Genomic DNA, 15,172 nt, shown 5'->3' with positions numbered 1-15,172 from the left:
ACAAACGCCAAATGTTCCCGCCGCGACGCGTTGCACCGGGAACACCGTTCCGCCGCGCCCGCGCTTCTGGCCCCCGATCCCGAATTACGCTATAAGCCAGCGCCGTGGCAGCCTCGAATTCGCAAGACATGAAAGTAGATGCCCTCGTCATTGGCGCGGGCCCGGGTGGTTACGTGGCCGGCATCCGTCTCGGCCAGCTCGCCCAAAAGGCGGTCGTAGTGGAGAAGGAGAAAGCCGGTGGCGTGTGCCTGAACGTCGGCTGCATCCCCTCGAAGGCGCTCATCAACGCTGCAAAAACCTTCGGCAAGATGAAGCATGCCGACGAGATGGGCATCTATGCCGACAACATCCGCCTCGACATGGGCAAGCTGCAGACCTGGAAAGACGGCGTGGTGTCGAAGCTCACCGGGGGCGTGAAGTCACTGCTCAAGGCCAACGGTTGCGAATACCGGCAGGGCACGGCCCGCTTCCTCACCCCGAACAAGGTCGCGGTCGAGGGCAGCGAAGGCACCTACACCATCGAGGCTCGCAACATCATCATCGCCACAGGCTCCCGGCCCGTGGAGATTCCCGGCTTCAAGTTCGACGGCAACCGCGTGGTGGACTCCACGGGCGCGCTCGCCTTCGCCGAGGTCCCGAACCGGCTGGTCGTGATCGGCGGCGGCTACATCGGCATGGAGATCGGCACGCTCTACGCCAAGCTCGGCAGCCAGGTTACCGTGGTCGAGGCCCTGCCTCGTCTTTTGCCCGGCACGGACCCCGAGTTGGCCCAGGTGGTCACCAAGCGCCTCAAGAAGCTGAACATCGAAGCCGTCACGGGTGCCAAAGCCAAGGGCTGGGAAGAGCGCGGGGATCACGCCCTCGTGACCCTCGAAACCGCGGACGGCGAACGACAACTGCAAGCTGACAAAATTCTCGTTGCCGTGGGACGCCGTCCCAACACGGAGTACTTGGGTCTCGAGGACGTGGGCGTGAAGATCGAACGGGGCTTCGTGCCCGTCAATCAACGCCAGGAGACCAACGTGCCGGGCATCTACGCCATTGGGGACGTGGCCGGGCAGCCGATGCTGGCGCACAAAGCCTCGAAGGAAGCCGAGGTGGCCGCCGAGGTCATCGCAGGAAAAAACGCCGCCATGGACGCACGCGTGATTCCGGCCGTCATTTTCACCGATCCCGAGGTGGCGTCCGCGGGCATCACGGCCGAGGAGGCCGAACAAAGAGGCCGCAAGGTCCGCACGGGCAAGTTCCCGTTTGCGGCCTTGGGTCGTGCGATCGCGAACGCCGACACGGACGGCTTCGTCAAAGTCGTCATCGACGCGGACACGAGTGAGGTGCTGGGCATTCACGTCGTGGGTGGTGGAGCCTCGGACTTGATCGGCGAGGCCGCCCTCGCGATCGAGATGGGCGCGCTGGCCGACGACTTGGGCCTGACGATCCACGCTCATCCCACCCTGCCCGAGGCTCTGATGGAAGCCGCGAAGGCAGCACAGGGTGAGGCGGTTCACATCCAAAACCGCTGAAGCTCGGCGTCAGCTCGGATGGACGAAGGGGAGCGGCCGCGCGTTTGGTGCAAGGTGCTCGACCCGGGCAGCTTGGCCGACGACGACGTGCGGTCGGTAACCTGTCAAGGTCGCGCCCTCTGTGTCGTCCGAGCCGGGGGGCGGCTCGCCGCGCTGGACGACGCCTGCCCCCATCAAGGCGCGCCCTTGGGCGATGGCTGGGTGGAAGAAGGGCTTTTGATTTGCCCGCGTCACGCCTGGGCGTTTGATCCTTTTTCGGGAACCCTCGCGGGCGGTGCGCACCAGGAGATCACCACCTACGCGGTGGAAGAGCGTGCAGACGGGGTTTACGTCGAGGTCCCCCCCGCCAAGGCCACGGCCGGGTGAGGCCTCGCGGAGCGGAGCGCGGCACGGCTTGCCCGTCGGCTCCCCAGACGATATGACCAGGTGTCATGCGTCGTTCCCACCCGACTCTGCCCGTGTCCGCTGCTGCTGCCCTCGCGTGCGGTCTCATCTGGCTTCCCACCGCGGCACATGCCAAGCCTCCCGCTCCCCTCTACCAGGACCCTGGCCAGCCTACCGAGGCACGCGTGGCGTCGCTCTTGTCCGAGATGACGCTCGATGAAAAGCTGGTCTTGATCTCGGGCAAGGGCTTCGAGTCGCGGGCCGTGCCCCGCCTGCAGATCCCGGAATTGACGATGACCGATGGCCCCAATGGCGTCCGTTGGGGCAAGACGGCCACCGCCTTTCCCGTGGGGATCTCCCTCGCCTCGGCCTTCGATCCCGAGCTGGTCGAGCGCATGGGCAAAGTGCTCGCCGCCGAGGCGCGGGCGCGCGGACGCGCGGTGCTGCTGGCCCCCTGTGTGAACATCAGCCGCGTGCCGCAGAACGGCCGCAACTTCGAGTGCTTCGGAGAGGATCCCGTGCTTTCGGCCCGCACGGCGGTTTCCTACATCAAGGGCGTTCAGGACGGGGGAGCCATCGCCACCGTGAAACACTTTGCCTGCAACAACCAGGAGCACAGGCGCCGGGAGATAGACGTTCGCGTCTCGAAGCGCGCGCTGCACGAGATCTACTTCCCTGCTTTCGAGGCCGCGGTGAAGGAGGCCGGCGTTTACACGGTGATGGCAGCCTACAACAAGGTGAACGGCCTCTACTCGACCGAGAACCCCTATTTGCTCGAAGACATCCTGAAGAAGCGCTGGGGCTTCAAGGGCTTCGTCATGTCCGATTGGGACGCCGTCCAGCACACGCTGGAGCCCGTCATGGCGGGTCTGGACTTGGAGATGCCCGAGGGCACCTACACGGGCGAGGACAAGCTCAAACCGGTGGTGACCAGCGGCAAGGTGACCAGCGCGGTGATCGACGAGAAGGTGAAGCGCATCTTGTGGGTCATGTTCAAGTCGGGCGTGTTCGATGCGCCCCCCAAAGAGCAGCCCGGCGTGGTGGGCTCGGAAGCCCATCGGGCCGTGGCCCTGGACGTGGCGCGTGCGTCCATCGCGCTCTTGAAGAACGATCGCAACGCCTTGCCACTCGTGAGCAACCCCAAGCTGAAGTCCGTGGCTGTGATCGGTCCGGGTGCGGTGTACCCACGCGTCGGCGGCGGAGGCAGCGGAGAGGTCAGGCCCGATACGGCCGTACGCCCGCTCGAAGCCCTCACCACCATGTTGCGCGGTCACGGCGTCACCGTCGACTACGAACCTGGCTTCAACATGGACGGCGACGTCGAGACGGTACCGCCGGCTGCGTTCTCCCACAAAGAGGGAGACCAGCTGCTCCCGGGTCTCGTCGCGGAGTTCTTCAACAACAAAAACGTCGAGGGCGCCGCGGTCAAAAAGTCCGTGGTCAAGCAGATCGATTTCGATTGGGGCAACGACCCTCCCGCCGAAGGCGTCAACTCCGACTTCTTCTCGGTGCGCTACACCGGGTTCATCACCCCGAAGACGCCGGGGCGCTACCGCATGCTGGGGGTCGCAAACAACGGCTTTCGGGTGTTCATCGACGGCAAGCCACTTCTCAACGCCTGGGATGGCGAAGAATTCAAGAAGCCCACAGCCGAGTTGGATCTGGAAGCACGCCCCTACGAGATCCGGATGGATTTCTTCGACAACAAAGCCCAGGCGAAGGTCCGACTGGGCTGGGGCCGGGTCGAAGGCTCTCAGAAGGAAGCCGTCGTGCTGGCCCGGAGGTCAGACGCCGCGATCATCTTCGCCGGCTTTTCCGACTTCTTCGAGACGGAGTCGAGCGATCACGGCCTCGAGCTGCCCAAGAATCAGGTCGACTTGATCAAGGCCGTGGCCAACGCCAACCCGCGCACGATCGTCGTGCTCAACAACGGGTCACCGCTTTTGATGGAAGACTGGGTGGGCCGCGTGCCTGCGCTGGTCGAGGCCTGGTACCCCGGCCAGGAAGGGGGAACGGCCATCGCGGAGATCCTGACCGGATGGACCAACCCTTCAGGCCGCTTGCCCTTTACGTTCCTGAAAGCGTGGAAGCACGCCCCCGCGTTCAAAACGTATCCGGAGGTGGGCGATACGGCCCCCTACGACGAAGGCATCTTCGTGGGATACCGCCACTACGACGCCAAGAACCTGCCCGTGCGCTTCCCCTTCGGCCACGGCTTGTCCTACACACGCTTCGTCTACGCCGACCTCCAGATTCAGCCTGCCCCCGGCGAGCAAGGCGGACCCGCCTGGGAGGTGAGCTTCGCCGTGACCAACAAGGGCACCAAACGCGGGGCCGAGGTGGCGCAGGTTTACTTGGGCCAGGCGAAATCGCCGGTCCCACGACCGCCGAGAGCGTTGCGCGCGTTCCAGAAACTCACTTTGGAGCCGAAAGAGAGCCGACGTGTGTCGTTACGGCTGTCGAGCCGCGATCTGGCTTACTTCGACGAAGCCAAAGATGACTGGGTCGTGCCGGCCGGCGTCTACCAGATTCAGGTGGGAGCCTCGTCTCGGGACATTCGGCTCAAGGGCACCTTCACGCAACCGGCGCTCACCGCTTCCGACTGCCGCTGAGCGCCCGTTCGGCGCGCCCACGGGGAACGGGTTAAGATGAGGGGCGCATGCCCCTTTTCCAAAAGCCTGCCGTCACCGCCGAGGACATCGAACGGGGCAAGCCCCTGGCCATTCCACCCGAAGAGGTGGACCCAATGGACGAGGCCACCTGGTACCAGAAAGTGTACCGGGGCGACGATCTGCCCCAGCTGACCTTCCGGGCGGTGGCGATGGGCTCCCTGCTCGGGTTTCTACTGGCCTTCACGAACCTGTACATTGGCCTCAAGACGGGCTGGGCGCTGGGGGTGGCCATCACGGCCTGCATCCTGGCCTACTCGATGTGGAACGGCCTACTCCGCCTCAGGCTGGCCCGTACCCCGCTTTCCATTCTCGAAACGAACTGCCTGCAGTCCACCGCGTCGGCTGCCGGCTACAGCACGGGCGCCAGCATGGTTTCGGCGATCGCTGCCCTCTTGATTCTCTCGGCCAGCCCCGCGCGGCCTGGAGGGGAACACCTGCCCTGGCCCATTCTTGCGGCGTGGACTTTCTTCCTCGCCATGCTGGGGGTGTGCTTGGCGATCCCGATGAAGCGCACCATGATCAACCACGAGCGGCTGCGTTTTCCGTCGGGCTTGGCGGCCGCCACCACGCTGCAGTCGCTCTACAGCCATGGCGGCGACGCCCTCGCGAAGGCGCGTGCGCTCTTCATCGCGGCCGGGGTGGCAGGTGTGACCCCCTTGCTCATGGATCTGAAGCTGCGGGGACGTGGCGCAGAGCGTACGCCCTTGCTTCCCGCCGAAACCCCGATCTTCGATGGCTGGCTTCCTGCGGTCGGTAGCGACCCCTTGTCGGGACGCAGGCTCTTGCCCAGCGATTGGACCTGGGTACTCGACCACAAGCTGGTGATGATCGCAGCAGGGGCCCTCGTGGGTCTGCGGGTCAGCGTCGCCATGGTCGTGAGCAGCGTTCTGCTCGCGTACTGGGTGGGACCGGTGGCGCTGGGCCTGCGGGCCATCGGCCAACCGGCAGCCGCCTGGCGCGAGATCGGCGTGTGGGTAGGCGCACCGATCATGGTGGCTTCCGGCCTCCTGTCGTTTGCCTTTCAATGGCGCACCATCGGCCGTGCGTTCAAACAACCGAAAAGCGCGCCCGGGCAGCCCCCGGGCTCCACCCAGGGCTCGGCAGAGGTGCCAGGCCGTTGGTTCGTCTGGGGCGTGCTGGTGTCGGGTTTGGCGATCGTGTTCATCTCGCACCGCTACTTCTTCGTGCCCTGGTACCTGGGCGTCGTGGCGGTGGCGATGACCTACTTCCTGGCACTCGTGGCCTGCCGAGCCACCGGCGAGTCCGACATCACGCCCATCGGAGCGATGGGCAAGATCACCCAACTCACCTACGGCGCCCTCATCCCGCAAAGCGCCACCGCGAACTTGATGACCGCCGCCATCACGGCCAGCGCCGCCTCGTCGTCCGCTGACTTGCTCACGGATCTCAAGTCGGGGTACCTCCTGGGCGCGGATCCTCGCAGGCAATTCGTCGCGCAGTTCCTCGGAATCTTCTCGGGCACGGTGGCCACGGTGATGGGCTTTTACCTCCTCGTGCCCGACGCCACGGCGCTCACGGGCAGCCCTGGTCACACGCCAGCCTTCCCCGCGCCTTCCGCCCAATCGTGGCTTGCCGTGGCGCGCGTCTTCCAGGATGGCTTCGAGACCTTGTCGCCCATGGCCCGCACGTGCATGGTGGTCGGCTTGCTCGTGGGCGCCGCGCTCACGCTGCTCGAGCGATGGTTTCCCAAGCGGCGTACCTTCATCCCGTCGGCCACCGGCCTCGGCCTCGGCTTCATCCTTCCCTTTCAGTACCCGCTCTCGATGCTGATCGGCGCCCTGGCCACGTGGCTGTGGCACAGACGTTCACGGGCGAGCGCCGAACGCTTGGTGGTCCCACTCGCCTCGGGGATGGTGGCGGGGGAGTCGATCGTGGGCGTGCTGGTCGCAGCTGCGAACACGTTTTTCCTCAGCCGCTAGGTCTCATCCGGTGCCCCGGGGCACGTCCGCTTCGGTCACTCGCAGACTTGCTGCAGGCACATGCCTCCGGGAGGGGTGCAGATGCCACAGCTTTCGTTGCAACAGACCTCACCGGCTGCACACGTGTTCGAACCGCAGGGAGGTCCTTGCGCGGCACCCGTTTTTCCTGCTTCGGGAGCCGGCGCGGCCCGGGCGTCCTGCGCCGGCACCTGTTGCGGGCTCTTGCTCGCGCAGCCAACGCCTCCCGAAGCCCCTATGAAAAGCCCCACCACGAGCGCCACGCGCACCGGCGCGCGAAAGAACCTGGATATCGTCGCGTACATGGCCACCTCCGCCGCTTTGTTTCCGTTGGTGCCCCGGATCGTTGCTCGCCCCACGCCGTCACACACGAGGCAGTTCCACCACGTCGATTCCGCCATCCGGGGTGACGAGCACGATCCGGCCCGCCTCGGCGTCGAAGCCGAACGCCCGGCCGGGAAGAAAGCTGGCCGGGGCAGCGAGACCCGCGCGGGGCACCAGCTCGAGGCCGCGCTCGGAAGCAGCGGCGATGGCGAGTGACGTCGCCATGATGCGGGCGTCGGCGGCCAGAGGTTTGGGGTGAGCCACGAACTCGAGAACGGGGCCCGCGCTCGTTTCCGTGTCCTCGGTGGGCAGCTTGTGCACGGAAAACCCGGGAACCTCGGCCGCTCGGTTCCCGAGCCGGGGTGTTTCCCTGTACAGCAGCACCTCTTCCCAGCCGCACGGGCCTATGGCCACGTGATTGTGGCCGAGGTCGGACAAGCGCTTGATTCCCAGCAAAAGTTCGTTTTCTCCCTCGAGAAACGCCCCCATGCGAAAGACGAGCGGCCCCATGCGGGAGTCCAGGAAGGTATGCCCCACGACACCCACGGCTTCACCCGCGGCCAGCTCGACCGTCTGCGTGGCAATGAACGCCCGGGGCTTGTCGCACGGGATGCGCATGATGGTGTTGCCGCTCGGCACTTGAGAAAATTCGAGGCTCCCGGGGCGGGCGGACACCAGCACGTCGTCCCCAGACAGCGTGGCAAAGGTGCAGGGAAAGGCGTCCGAGCCCGCCTGGGTAAAGACCGGCTCGAGCGTGCGAGCGTTCAGGACCTCGTACCAATTACCGTGATCGTTGGCGACGAGGAGATGTTTCCGCGTCTGGGAAATGGACACACATGCAGGTCGGTATCCCAGGTGGCGCATGCCCCGAACCCGCGGCCCCGCGTCTTCCAGAACGAAGGCGACGAGCAGATCCCGCCCCTCCACGACCGTCAGCAGATCGAGGCGCATGGCCACGAGGCGCGGCCAGACGATCCTGAGGCCCTTGAGCACCAGGGAATTCACTTTCGCGCCTGTGGGGCCACTCATGAGGTCCAAGCCCCATGGTACCATGGGCGCATGGCGAGGGTGATGCTTGGCGAATTGCTCGTCGGTGCGGGCCTGGTGACCGAGGCCCAGGTTCTGGCGGCGGTGCGCGGCCAGAGGGCCACCGGCTTGCCGCTTGGCCTCTACTTCATCCGGACGGGTGTGCTGACCGAGGACCTCCTCATGAGGGTGCTCAGCCAGCAGCTGACCGTACCCATCGTGGCGCTCGACACCGTCAGCATCGGCGACGACGCCGTTGCCAAAGTCCCCAAGGAGACCGCGCTCAGCAACCTGATCGTTCCCTACCGCCTCGATGGCAAGCTGCTCATGATCGCGACGGCAGATCCCACCCGGGAGGATCTGCTCGTGCAGTTGAGGATGTCGACCATGTGCGACGCGCGCTTCTCGTTGACGACGCCGTCGGCCATCGAGCGAGGGCTCGAGAGAGCCTACGGAGCGGCAGTCGCAGCGCAGCCCTTCCTCCCGCGCCCTGCGAGGGCGGCCCCGGACCCGGGCGCTTCGTCGGTGCTCGAACAGCGGCTCGCTCGGCTCGAGCAACACGTTTCGATGCTGGTCAACACGCTGGCTGACAGCGACCTCGTCGACGTCTCCAAGTTCAAGACCTGACGCGCCCCCAGGGGGGCTCGCGCCTCAGTGTCCCCGGCGAATTTCGGGCGGCGGGAAGCCGATCTCGAACAAGTGCACCGGCTCGCGCTTGCAGGTCACGGCGCCAGTCTTCAGATCGACCAGATGAGGAACCTGGGTGCTTTCCCTCTCGTATACCACCCGATAGCCTCGCTCCGACAGTGTGTCGATCACGATGTCGACGGCCAGGGCATCCTCGAAGAGCGGAGATTGAGACTTGATGTGGGCGCGACCCGCGAACGCATGCCGACGAATTGGGGGCACGAACTCTGCGTCGATCACCGCGACCACGGCACGAAACAGCGACGCATGCCGATGTTCATAGTTGTCGAGACGCCGCACCAGCTCCTGCCGTGCATGTACGATGATCTCGGCTGTCACGGGAATGTGATGGATTATGTCGTAGGTGTCGTGGTCGAGTTCTAGGGAGCTTTGGTACTTGAACTCGTTCTTGATGTTTTCTTCAACTTCGTCGAGCGCAGCCTGCGCATTGATGAAGTGGTAGTGGAAATGCTTGCGGAGACTGGTGAGTGCTTCGTACGTCTGCTCCTTGAACGTCCGATAGCGGCTTCGCGCCAAGTCCTCGTTGACGTCGGTGGGTCGCAACTCGATGGGCCGGCCTACACCCGTCCGCGCCACCTGTTCGTTGTGTAGCAGGATCTCCTGCCCGCGGATCAGCTGTCGTTCGACCGAGGTCTGCTCGTCGATGAAGAGCACCGTGATCCGGAAGAGCGGCCTTCGAAACTCTGGGCCGAGAGGCGTTTTGAAGAACTCCGTTCGCAGGTCGAGCATGCGGTCGTGGAGCAGCTTTACGGCCTCGACCTGCATCTTGGTCCGTGGGAAACCATCCACCACAACGCCCGATTCGTACGCGGGCTTGAGCAGCTGGCGCAGGAGCACCTCGATGACCTCCCGATCGCCCACCAGCGCGCCCTTGTCCTTGAGCGCCTGCATCTCGGGCGCGTCGAGCAGATCGCTCATGACGATGGGAGCTGCCGTCAGGCCCCGCTCGCGCATGATGAAGGGCGTGTTCGTCCCCTTGCCTGCACCCGGGGCGCCGCCGAGCCACATGATCTCCTTCGGAAAACGCAAATTCTGCCGACCGAAGTCCGCCTCGAGCCGTCGCCAAACTTGGTCGAAGATGAGCGGAGCGTCCTTGATCTCCAGCTCGGCATTGGGGGCCAGGGTGGCTTCGCTGTCAGCGGGTGTGTTTACGGGCATGGGCACGGCCGCCATTATGAGGTCTACCTGCGGCCCCGGCCAGACGCCTTGTCACACTTCCCCCGCACACGCCCCGGACGCCGCATGCCAGGCCCACGAGACCGCAAGGCGCGACAGGCCGGAAACATGCCCTCCAAAGTCACGGCCTCGGCCTGCGCCGCCTCAGCCGGCCGCAGCCGTCTCGCTCGGCCCGGGCACGAAAAAAGGGCTGCGAAGCTATGGAGCCGCGCAGCCCTCGTCCCGAGTGCGGCCGATCAGACCGCGTCTTTGGCAGCCTTGACCGGGCGTGCCTTGATCACTTTACGCGCGGGCTTGGCCTTGAAGACCGTGGGCTCGCCCGTGAAGGGGTTGGTGCCCTTGCGGGCCTTCGTGGCGGGCTTCTTGACCACGGTCATCCGAACCAGACCAGGCACCACGAAGAGAGAGTTCTTCTTGAGCTCCTTGTAACCGAGATCGGCCAAGGCTTCGACCACGCCCTTGACGTCCTTGCGGGCCAGCTCGCTCTTGTCCGCGATCGCTTGGATCAAGCCGCTTTTGGACAGGGGGCCACCAGTGGCCTTTTCTTTAGTTGCTTTTGCTTTCTTTGCTTTCTTTGCCGCCATCACGTCTCCTTTTGCGGAACGTACGACAGTATTGAAACCCCGTTTTTTCGGCTTCCACAACATAAATTGTTGGTTTTCGTCGGTATTTCTGCGCATCTCGGTACGCGCGTACGACGAAGGCGCGCGCAAACTTCGTCGCAAAGCCCCTTCCGCGTTGGGCGTCACGGGCGCGTGCAAACCTTCAGGAGCTACAAGAGAGCATCGAACAGCCGGGCCGCCGGCGGGCCCACTCGGGACGTTTGGCCGCGAAGCTTTCCCGCCCGGGCTGTGGCTCGTAGGGCCGCTTCAAGACATCGAGCAGCTCAACAAGAGCCGCCTCGTTGCCATCTGTCACCTTCTCGATGACCTGCTGCACAAGATAGTTTCGCGGCACGTAAAGCGGGTTCACCGCGTCCATGCGTCGCTTGCGCTCTTCGGGGGAAAGTCCCTCCCGCGCAACGCGCGCGGCGTAGCCCTCGAGCCAGCGCGCGAGCGGACCCGGAACCGCGAGGGCTGCTCCGTCGGGCACGTAGTAGGCGCCGCGCAGAGCCTCGAAAGCGGCTTCGACGGAGCCGCCGGGGTCCACCTCGGTCAGTAGCCGATAAAACAGAGTCATGTCGGTCTCGGTCACCATGAGCAACGCAAAGAGCTCGTCGATGAAGCGTTCATCGTCCTCCGCCGTCTCCGCGCGCTCCGTGAGCCCCAGCTTGCCCAGCATCATGCGGCGATGCCCTGCCTCGAATTCGTCCTTGTAGGCTTTGAGCGCCTCTTCGAGGGGTGCCACGTCGTCTTGCAGCTGCGCCAGAGCCGCCGCGAACTGCAGCAGGTTCCAAAACGCGACCTGGGGCTGATGGCCGAAGCGATACCGGCGGCCCTGGGCGTCGGTGATGTTCGGAGTCCAGTGAGGGTCGAAGGGCTCGACCCATCCGTAAGGTCCATAGTCGATCGTGAGGCCCAGAACCGACATGTTGTCCGTGTTCATCACGCCGTGCACGAAGCCCACCCGCATCCAGTGCAGCACCATGCGGGCAGTGCGACGAACGACTTCCTCGAGAAACCCCGCGAGATTCATGCGGGCCTCCTCCACGAACTGCGGATAAAACTGGTCGAGGGTGTACCGCAACAAGGCCTCGAGCGTGCGGCGGTCCTTCCGAGCGGCGTGAAGCTCGAAGCTGCCAAAGCGCAAAAACGAGGGCGCCACCCGACACACGATCGCCCCGGGCTCGAACGTGGGATTCCCGTCGTAAAGCATGTCCCGCTCGACCAGCGCCCCCGTGCCCACCAACGAGAGGGCGCGCGTGGTCGGGACGCCCAGATGAAACATGGCCTCGCTGCAAACCAGCTCTCGCAGTGACGAACGCAGCACCGCCCGGCCGTCCGCTCGGCGGGAGTAGGGTGTGGGGCCCGCCCCCTTGAGCTGCAGTTCGTAGCGCGCACCCGCGTCGTTCACCACCTCGGCGAGCGTGATGGCGCGGCCATCCCCCAGCTGCCCTGCCCAGGAGCCAAACTGATGGCCTCCATAACAGGCTGAATAGGGCTTCATGCCCGGCAAAACCAGGTTGCCCGCGAGCACGGCCGTCAAGGTGGGGGTCTCTTTCGCCGCGAGATCCAGCTGCGCTGCGACCTCGGGCACGAGGGCGAGCAGCCGGGGCGCGGGCACGGGCGTGGGTGTCACGTGCGAATGGCACGCCTCGAACACCTGACGAGTGGTGTTGTCCGTGCGAGGGTCTCCGGGCAGCGATGCCACGAAGCGGTTCTCGAAACGAAGCCCCTCGACCGGCCTGGGCGAAGCTGAAGCATCTGTAAGCGGAGGAACCATGTCGGCTCAACCCTAGCAGCCCGACCCCGCCCCTTGCCCGGTAAGCGAACGAGGACGGGCCTTGCACGAACGCGGAAGGCCTCTCACAATCGAAGCGAGGGCGTGCACGACGTGCGGACACGCCCAAAACTCTCTCGCAACGGTCGAGGGGCGTTCGAGCCAACGGAAGGGACTAGATGCACATCGACACGAACCAGCGGCTCTCCCGGTCGCAGCTCCGCCGGGCAGAACTGTTGCTGGTCGCGGTTTTGGTTGGTTCCGGCGTGCCCGGACAGGCGGCCCCGGCGATGCCGCTGCCCCGCGCTCCTGCGCCGGAGGGGGTGTCGCTCGAAGCCCTGAACCTCGCTGGCGTCAAGGCGCTCCGGGCCAACAAGGACCGCAAGAGCTGGGTCCTGGTGAACTTCTGGGCCACCTGGTGTGGTCCCTGCATCACAGAGTTCCCGGACCTTCTCGACCTGGAACGAGACTACGCTCAGCGCGGCTTCGAGCTGGTCACCGTGGCCGCTCAGTCCGAGGACGAACGCAACCAGGTGCTCGCCTTCCTGACAAAGCAGGGCGCGCGCGGGCGCAATTACTTGTTGGCCGATGCGGACAAAGAAGCCGCCCTGACCGCGTTCGACAAGGCATGGGAGGGAGGACTTCCCTTCACGCTGCTGCTGTCACCCAAGGGGAAAGTGCTCTACCGGCAGCAAGGCCCCGTCGACGTGGCAAAAGTGCGTACCCTGCTGGACAAGGGTCTGAGCAAGGCCGCGCGCTGAGTCAAGCGTAGCCGCCGGCGAAACGTCGGGCCGTGTCCATGCTCCTTCTGGCGACCCGCAGCCCTCCTCTGACGGAGGAGACCGTGTTTCAAATTGCCGCGGTGGCAGGCCTGTCTGCCGCGGACGTCCGGCAGCGTTTGAGTGGGAGCTTTCCTCGCGTGCTGGCCATGGCGGCGTCGGGAGAGCCTCTCGACGGTATGGCCCCGCGACTCGCAGACCTGGGTCTCGAGACGCTGGTCTGCGACCCGGCCTGCGCCCCCTCGGATGCGGAACGGCTGCTACCACGCGCCCTCACCTTCCATCCCGAAGCCCTCATCGTGGACGATGCCCAGGGCACGCCTCACATTTGCCCATGGGGGGCGATCGCCCTCATTCAACGCGGCGTTCGGCTCCACGTCGAGGTCAAGGCAACGAGCACCACCCAGCGCCGCTTCTCACCCGTCCGTGCGCTGCTCACCGGAGGGCTCTCCCTTTCGCGCAAAGAAACGCGGGTCGAAAACCAGGTGCGAGAGCAGCCGGAGCGGTTCGTGCTGCTTCACCGAAGTGACGGCCAAGACGACATCATGCTCTACGAGCGCCGCCTCCATTACCAGTTCCTCGAGGACCGGATGCAGGCCTCGAGCTTCGCCAATTTGGAAACGGTCCTTCAGGTGGTGCGTACGCACGCCCCCGCCGCACGCGTCGAGGACCGGGTGGGACGGCCAGGGTTCGTCAACGCCCTCCCCAAGACAGCCACGGATCCCGTCGATCTCGCCCTCTACCTAACCCAGCTCGCCGTCGCGCGTGACGCGTGAGGCGCGGGGGCGCTCTCGCGCCTACCAATGGGTCCAGCCCCCCGCGCGACCTCGCCGCGCTCACCCCTCCTTGAGAGCCTGCACGAGGTCCACCAAGGCCTTTTTGCCATCACCGAAGAGCATGAGGCAGTTGTCGGCCGCGAAGAGCGGGTTCGGAATGCCCGCAAACCCGGGGCTCAAACTGCGCTTGACCACGACCACGGTGCGCGCTTTGTCGACCTCGAGGATGGGCATGCCGGCAATAGGGCTCTTCGGATCCGTGCGCGCCACGGGGTTCACCACATCGTTGGCCCCGATCACCAACACCACGTCCGTCTGCTGGAAGGTGGGATTGATCGTGTCCATGTCCACGAGCAGATCGTAGGGGATGTCCGCTTCGGCCAACAGGACGTTCATGTGTCCGGGCATGCGGCCTGCCACGGGGTGGATGCCGAACTCGACCGTGATGCCTCTGCCCTTCAAGAGGTTGGCCAAATCGCGGACCACGTGTTGGGCCTGCGCCACGGCCAAACCATAACCCGGAACCACGACCACGCGTTGAGCGCTGTCGAAGAGCATGGCCACCTCTTCAGGTGAGGACGACTTCACCTTGCCGCCATACACCTCGTCGGCCTTGGCCTTTCCGCCGGAAGCGCCTGGCGCAAACTTGGCGAAAAGGACATTCGTGAGCGAGCGATTCATCGCCTTGCACATGATGTTCGTCAAGATGATGCCCGAAGCCCCCACCAACGAGCCGGCGATGATGAGCACGTTGTTGTTCAGGACGAAGCCCGTGGCCGAAGCCGCGATGCCCGAGTACGAGTTGAGCAGGGAGATCACCACCGGCATGTCAGCGCCACCGATCGGAATGACGAGGCCCACGCCCAGGACCGATGAGATCGCGACGAGGTACCAATAAAACTCGGTTCGCGTTGGGTCCATGCCCACGACGACGCCACAGGCGACGGCCGCCAAGGCCAGCACGGCGTTGAGCGCTTGCTGGGCTGCGAACGCCGGGATCTTTTCGACCCACTTGAGCTCTTGCAGCTTCGCGAACGCAATGAAGCTACCCGTCAGGGTGACGGTCCCGATCAGCCCCGAAGCCACGGTGGCCACCATAAACGTGGCCGTGGACACCTGAAGGCCGAGCTGCACCTGGTAAAGCGCGGTCGCAGCCACCAGGGTCGAAGCGGCGCCACCGAACCCGTTGAGCAGCGCCACGAGCTGTGGCATGGCCGTCATGGGCACCTTCACGGCGACGATGGCCCCCACGAGAGATCCCACGGCGATGCCGGCGAGAATCATGCCGAACGAGGTGATGCGCTGATCGAGCAGGGTCACCAACACCGCGATGAACATCGCGATCGCGCCGTAGGCGTTGCCGCGAACAGCGGTTTTGGGCCGGCCCAGCAGTTTGATGCCCAGGATGAAGAAGACAGAGGCGACGAGATACGCCAGGTTGATGATGTTGTTCAGCACGGGGGATCCGTT

13 protein-coding genes are annotated in these 15,172 nt (G+C 65.1%); 7 read left to right on the top strand and 6 right to left on the bottom strand.

The window, feature by feature from the left end; all coding sequences use genetic code 11:
* The first annotated feature begins 128 nt into the window (after nucleotides 1–128).
* The 4 genes from lpdA (at nucleotide 129) to KA712_04060 (ending at nucleotide 6,516) form a co-directional block, all read left to right on the top strand.
* Nucleotides 129–1,520 carry a dihydrolipoyl dehydrogenase gene (lpdA, locus tag KA712_04075; GenBank protein MCG5052118.1) on the top strand — a complete coding sequence of 464 codons (1,392 nt, stop codon included), beginning with the start codon at nucleotides 129–131 and terminating at the stop codon, nucleotides 1,518–1,520.
* Between the two features lie 18 nt (nucleotides 1,521–1,538).
* Nucleotides 1,539–1,886 carry a Rieske 2Fe-2S domain-containing protein gene (locus KA712_04070; protein ID MCG5052117.1) on the top strand — a complete coding sequence of 116 codons (348 nt, stop codon included), beginning with the start codon at nucleotides 1,539–1,541 and terminating at the stop codon, nucleotides 1,884–1,886.
* A gap of 65 nt (nucleotides 1,887–1,951) precedes the next feature.
* The gene (locus KA712_04065) at nucleotides 1,952–4,516 is read left to right on the top strand and encodes a glycoside hydrolase family 3 C-terminal domain-containing protein (GenBank protein MCG5052116.1); all 2,565 of its coding nucleotides are present in this window, start codon (nucleotides 1,952–1,954) and stop codon (nucleotides 4,514–4,516) included.
* Between the two features lie 47 nt (nucleotides 4,517–4,563).
* Nucleotides 4,564–6,516, top strand: a complete 1,953-nt coding sequence (locus KA712_04060) for an OPT/YSL family transporter (protein ID MCG5052115.1) — start codon at nucleotides 4,564–4,566, stop codon at nucleotides 6,514–6,516.
* A 35-nt stretch (nucleotides 6,517–6,551) separates the two neighbouring features.
* On the opposite strand, the gene KA712_04055 is transcribed toward KA712_04060, so the two are convergent.
* Together KA712_04055 and KA712_04050 are read right to left on the bottom strand one after the other, a co-directional pair.
* Nucleotides 6,552–6,893 carry a hypothetical protein gene (locus tag KA712_04055; GenBank protein ID MCG5052114.1) on the bottom strand — a complete coding sequence of 114 codons (342 nt, stop codon included), beginning with the start codon at nucleotides 6,891–6,893 and terminating at the stop codon, nucleotides 6,552–6,554.
* Nucleotides 6,894–6,897: 4 nt separating this feature from the next.
* Nucleotides 6,898–7,887, bottom strand: coding sequence for a hypothetical protein (locus KA712_04050; GenBank protein ID MCG5052113.1), 990 nt, complete (start codon nucleotides 7,885–7,887; stop codon nucleotides 6,898–6,900).
* A gap of 30 nt (nucleotides 7,888–7,917) precedes the next feature.
* On the opposite strand from KA712_04050, the gene KA712_04045 reads away from it, so the two are divergent.
* On the top strand, nucleotides 7,918–8,511 hold the full coding sequence (locus KA712_04045; protein ID MCG5052112.1) for a hypothetical protein: 594 nt from the start codon (nucleotides 7,918–7,920) through the stop codon (nucleotides 8,509–8,511).
* A 24-nt stretch (nucleotides 8,512–8,535) separates the two neighbouring features.
* Here the strand turns inward: KA712_04045 and KA712_04040 are convergent, their stop codons facing one another.
* The 3 genes from KA712_04040 to KA712_04030 form a co-directional block, all read right to left on the bottom strand.
* Nucleotides 8,536–9,756, bottom strand: coding sequence for a nucleoside monophosphate kinase (locus KA712_04040; protein ID MCG5052111.1), 1,221 nt, complete (start codon nucleotides 9,754–9,756; stop codon nucleotides 8,536–8,538).
* A 248-nt stretch (nucleotides 9,757–10,004) separates the two neighbouring features.
* Nucleotides 10,005–10,352, bottom strand: coding sequence for an HU family DNA-binding protein (locus tag KA712_04035; GenBank protein MCG5052110.1), 348 nt, complete (start codon nucleotides 10,350–10,352; stop codon nucleotides 10,005–10,007).
* Nucleotides 10,353–10,533: 181 nt separating this feature from the next.
* The gene (locus tag KA712_04030; protein ID MCG5052109.1) at nucleotides 10,534–12,150 is read right to left on the bottom strand and encodes a YdiU family protein; all 1,617 of its coding nucleotides are present in this window, start codon (nucleotides 12,148–12,150) and stop codon (nucleotides 10,534–10,536) included.
* A gap of 176 nt (nucleotides 12,151–12,326) precedes the next feature.
* Here KA712_04030 and KA712_04025 point away from each other — a divergent pair, with 176 nt between their 5' ends.
* Entirely contained in the window at nucleotides 12,327–12,908 is a 582-nt protein-coding gene (locus KA712_04025; GenBank protein MCG5052108.1) for a TlpA family protein disulfide reductase, read from the top strand.
* A gap of 32 nt (nucleotides 12,909–12,940) precedes the next feature.
* Nucleotides 12,941–13,702, top strand: a complete 762-nt coding sequence (locus KA712_04020; protein ID MCG5052107.1) for a hypothetical protein — start codon at nucleotides 12,941–12,943, stop codon at nucleotides 13,700–13,702.
* Nucleotides 13,703–13,762: 60 nt separating this feature from the next.
* Here the strand turns inward: KA712_04020 and KA712_04015 are convergent, their stop codons facing one another.
* On the bottom strand, nucleotides 13,763–15,160 hold the full coding sequence (locus tag KA712_04015) for an NAD(P)(+) transhydrogenase (Re/Si-specific) subunit beta (GenBank protein MCG5052106.1): 1,398 nt from the start codon (nucleotides 15,158–15,160) through the stop codon (nucleotides 13,763–13,765).
* Between the last annotated feature and the right edge of the window lie 12 nt (nucleotides 15,161–15,172).

It is taken from the genome of Myxococcales bacterium (assembly GCA_022184915.1).
In the GTDB taxonomy this organism is placed as follows: domain Bacteria; phylum Myxococcota_A; class Polyangia; order Fen-1088; family Fen-1088; genus JAGTJU01.
The sequence above is the reverse complement of the archived record's forward strand: the minus strand, read 5'-3'. Positions and strand labels throughout refer to the sequence as shown.

Coding starts and splice junctions, on each gene's coding strand:
- lpdA (MCG5052118.1), top strand. CDS start 129: ATGAAAGTAGATGCCCTCGTCATTGGCGCGGGCCCGGGTGGTTACGTG.
- KA712_04070 (MCG5052117.1), top strand. CDS start 1,539: ATGGACGAAGGGGAGCGGCCGCGCGTTTGGTGCAAGGTGCTCGACCCG.
- KA712_04065 (MCG5052116.1), top strand. CDS start 1,952: ATGCGTCGTTCCCACCCGACTCTGCCCGTGTCCGCTGCTGCTGCCCTC.
- KA712_04060 (MCG5052115.1), top strand. CDS start 4,564: ATGCCCCTTTTCCAAAAGCCTGCCGTCACCGCCGAGGACATCGAACGG.
- KA712_04050 (MCG5052113.1), bottom strand. CDS start 7,887: ATGAGTGGCCCCACAGGCGCGAAAGTGAATTCCCTGGTGCTCAAGGGC.
- KA712_04045 (MCG5052112.1), top strand. CDS start 7,918: ATGGCGAGGGTGATGCTTGGCGAATTGCTCGTCGGTGCGGGCCTGGTG.
- KA712_04035 (MCG5052110.1), bottom strand. CDS start 10,352: ATGGCGGCAAAGAAAGCAAAGAAAGCAAAAGCAACTAAAGAAAAGGCC.
- KA712_04030 (MCG5052109.1), bottom strand. CDS start 12,150: ATGGTTCCTCCGCTTACAGATGCTTCAGCTTCGCCCAGGCCGGTCGAG.
- KA712_04025 (MCG5052108.1), top strand. CDS start 12,327: ATGCACATCGACACGAACCAGCGGCTCTCCCGGTCGCAGCTCCGCCGG.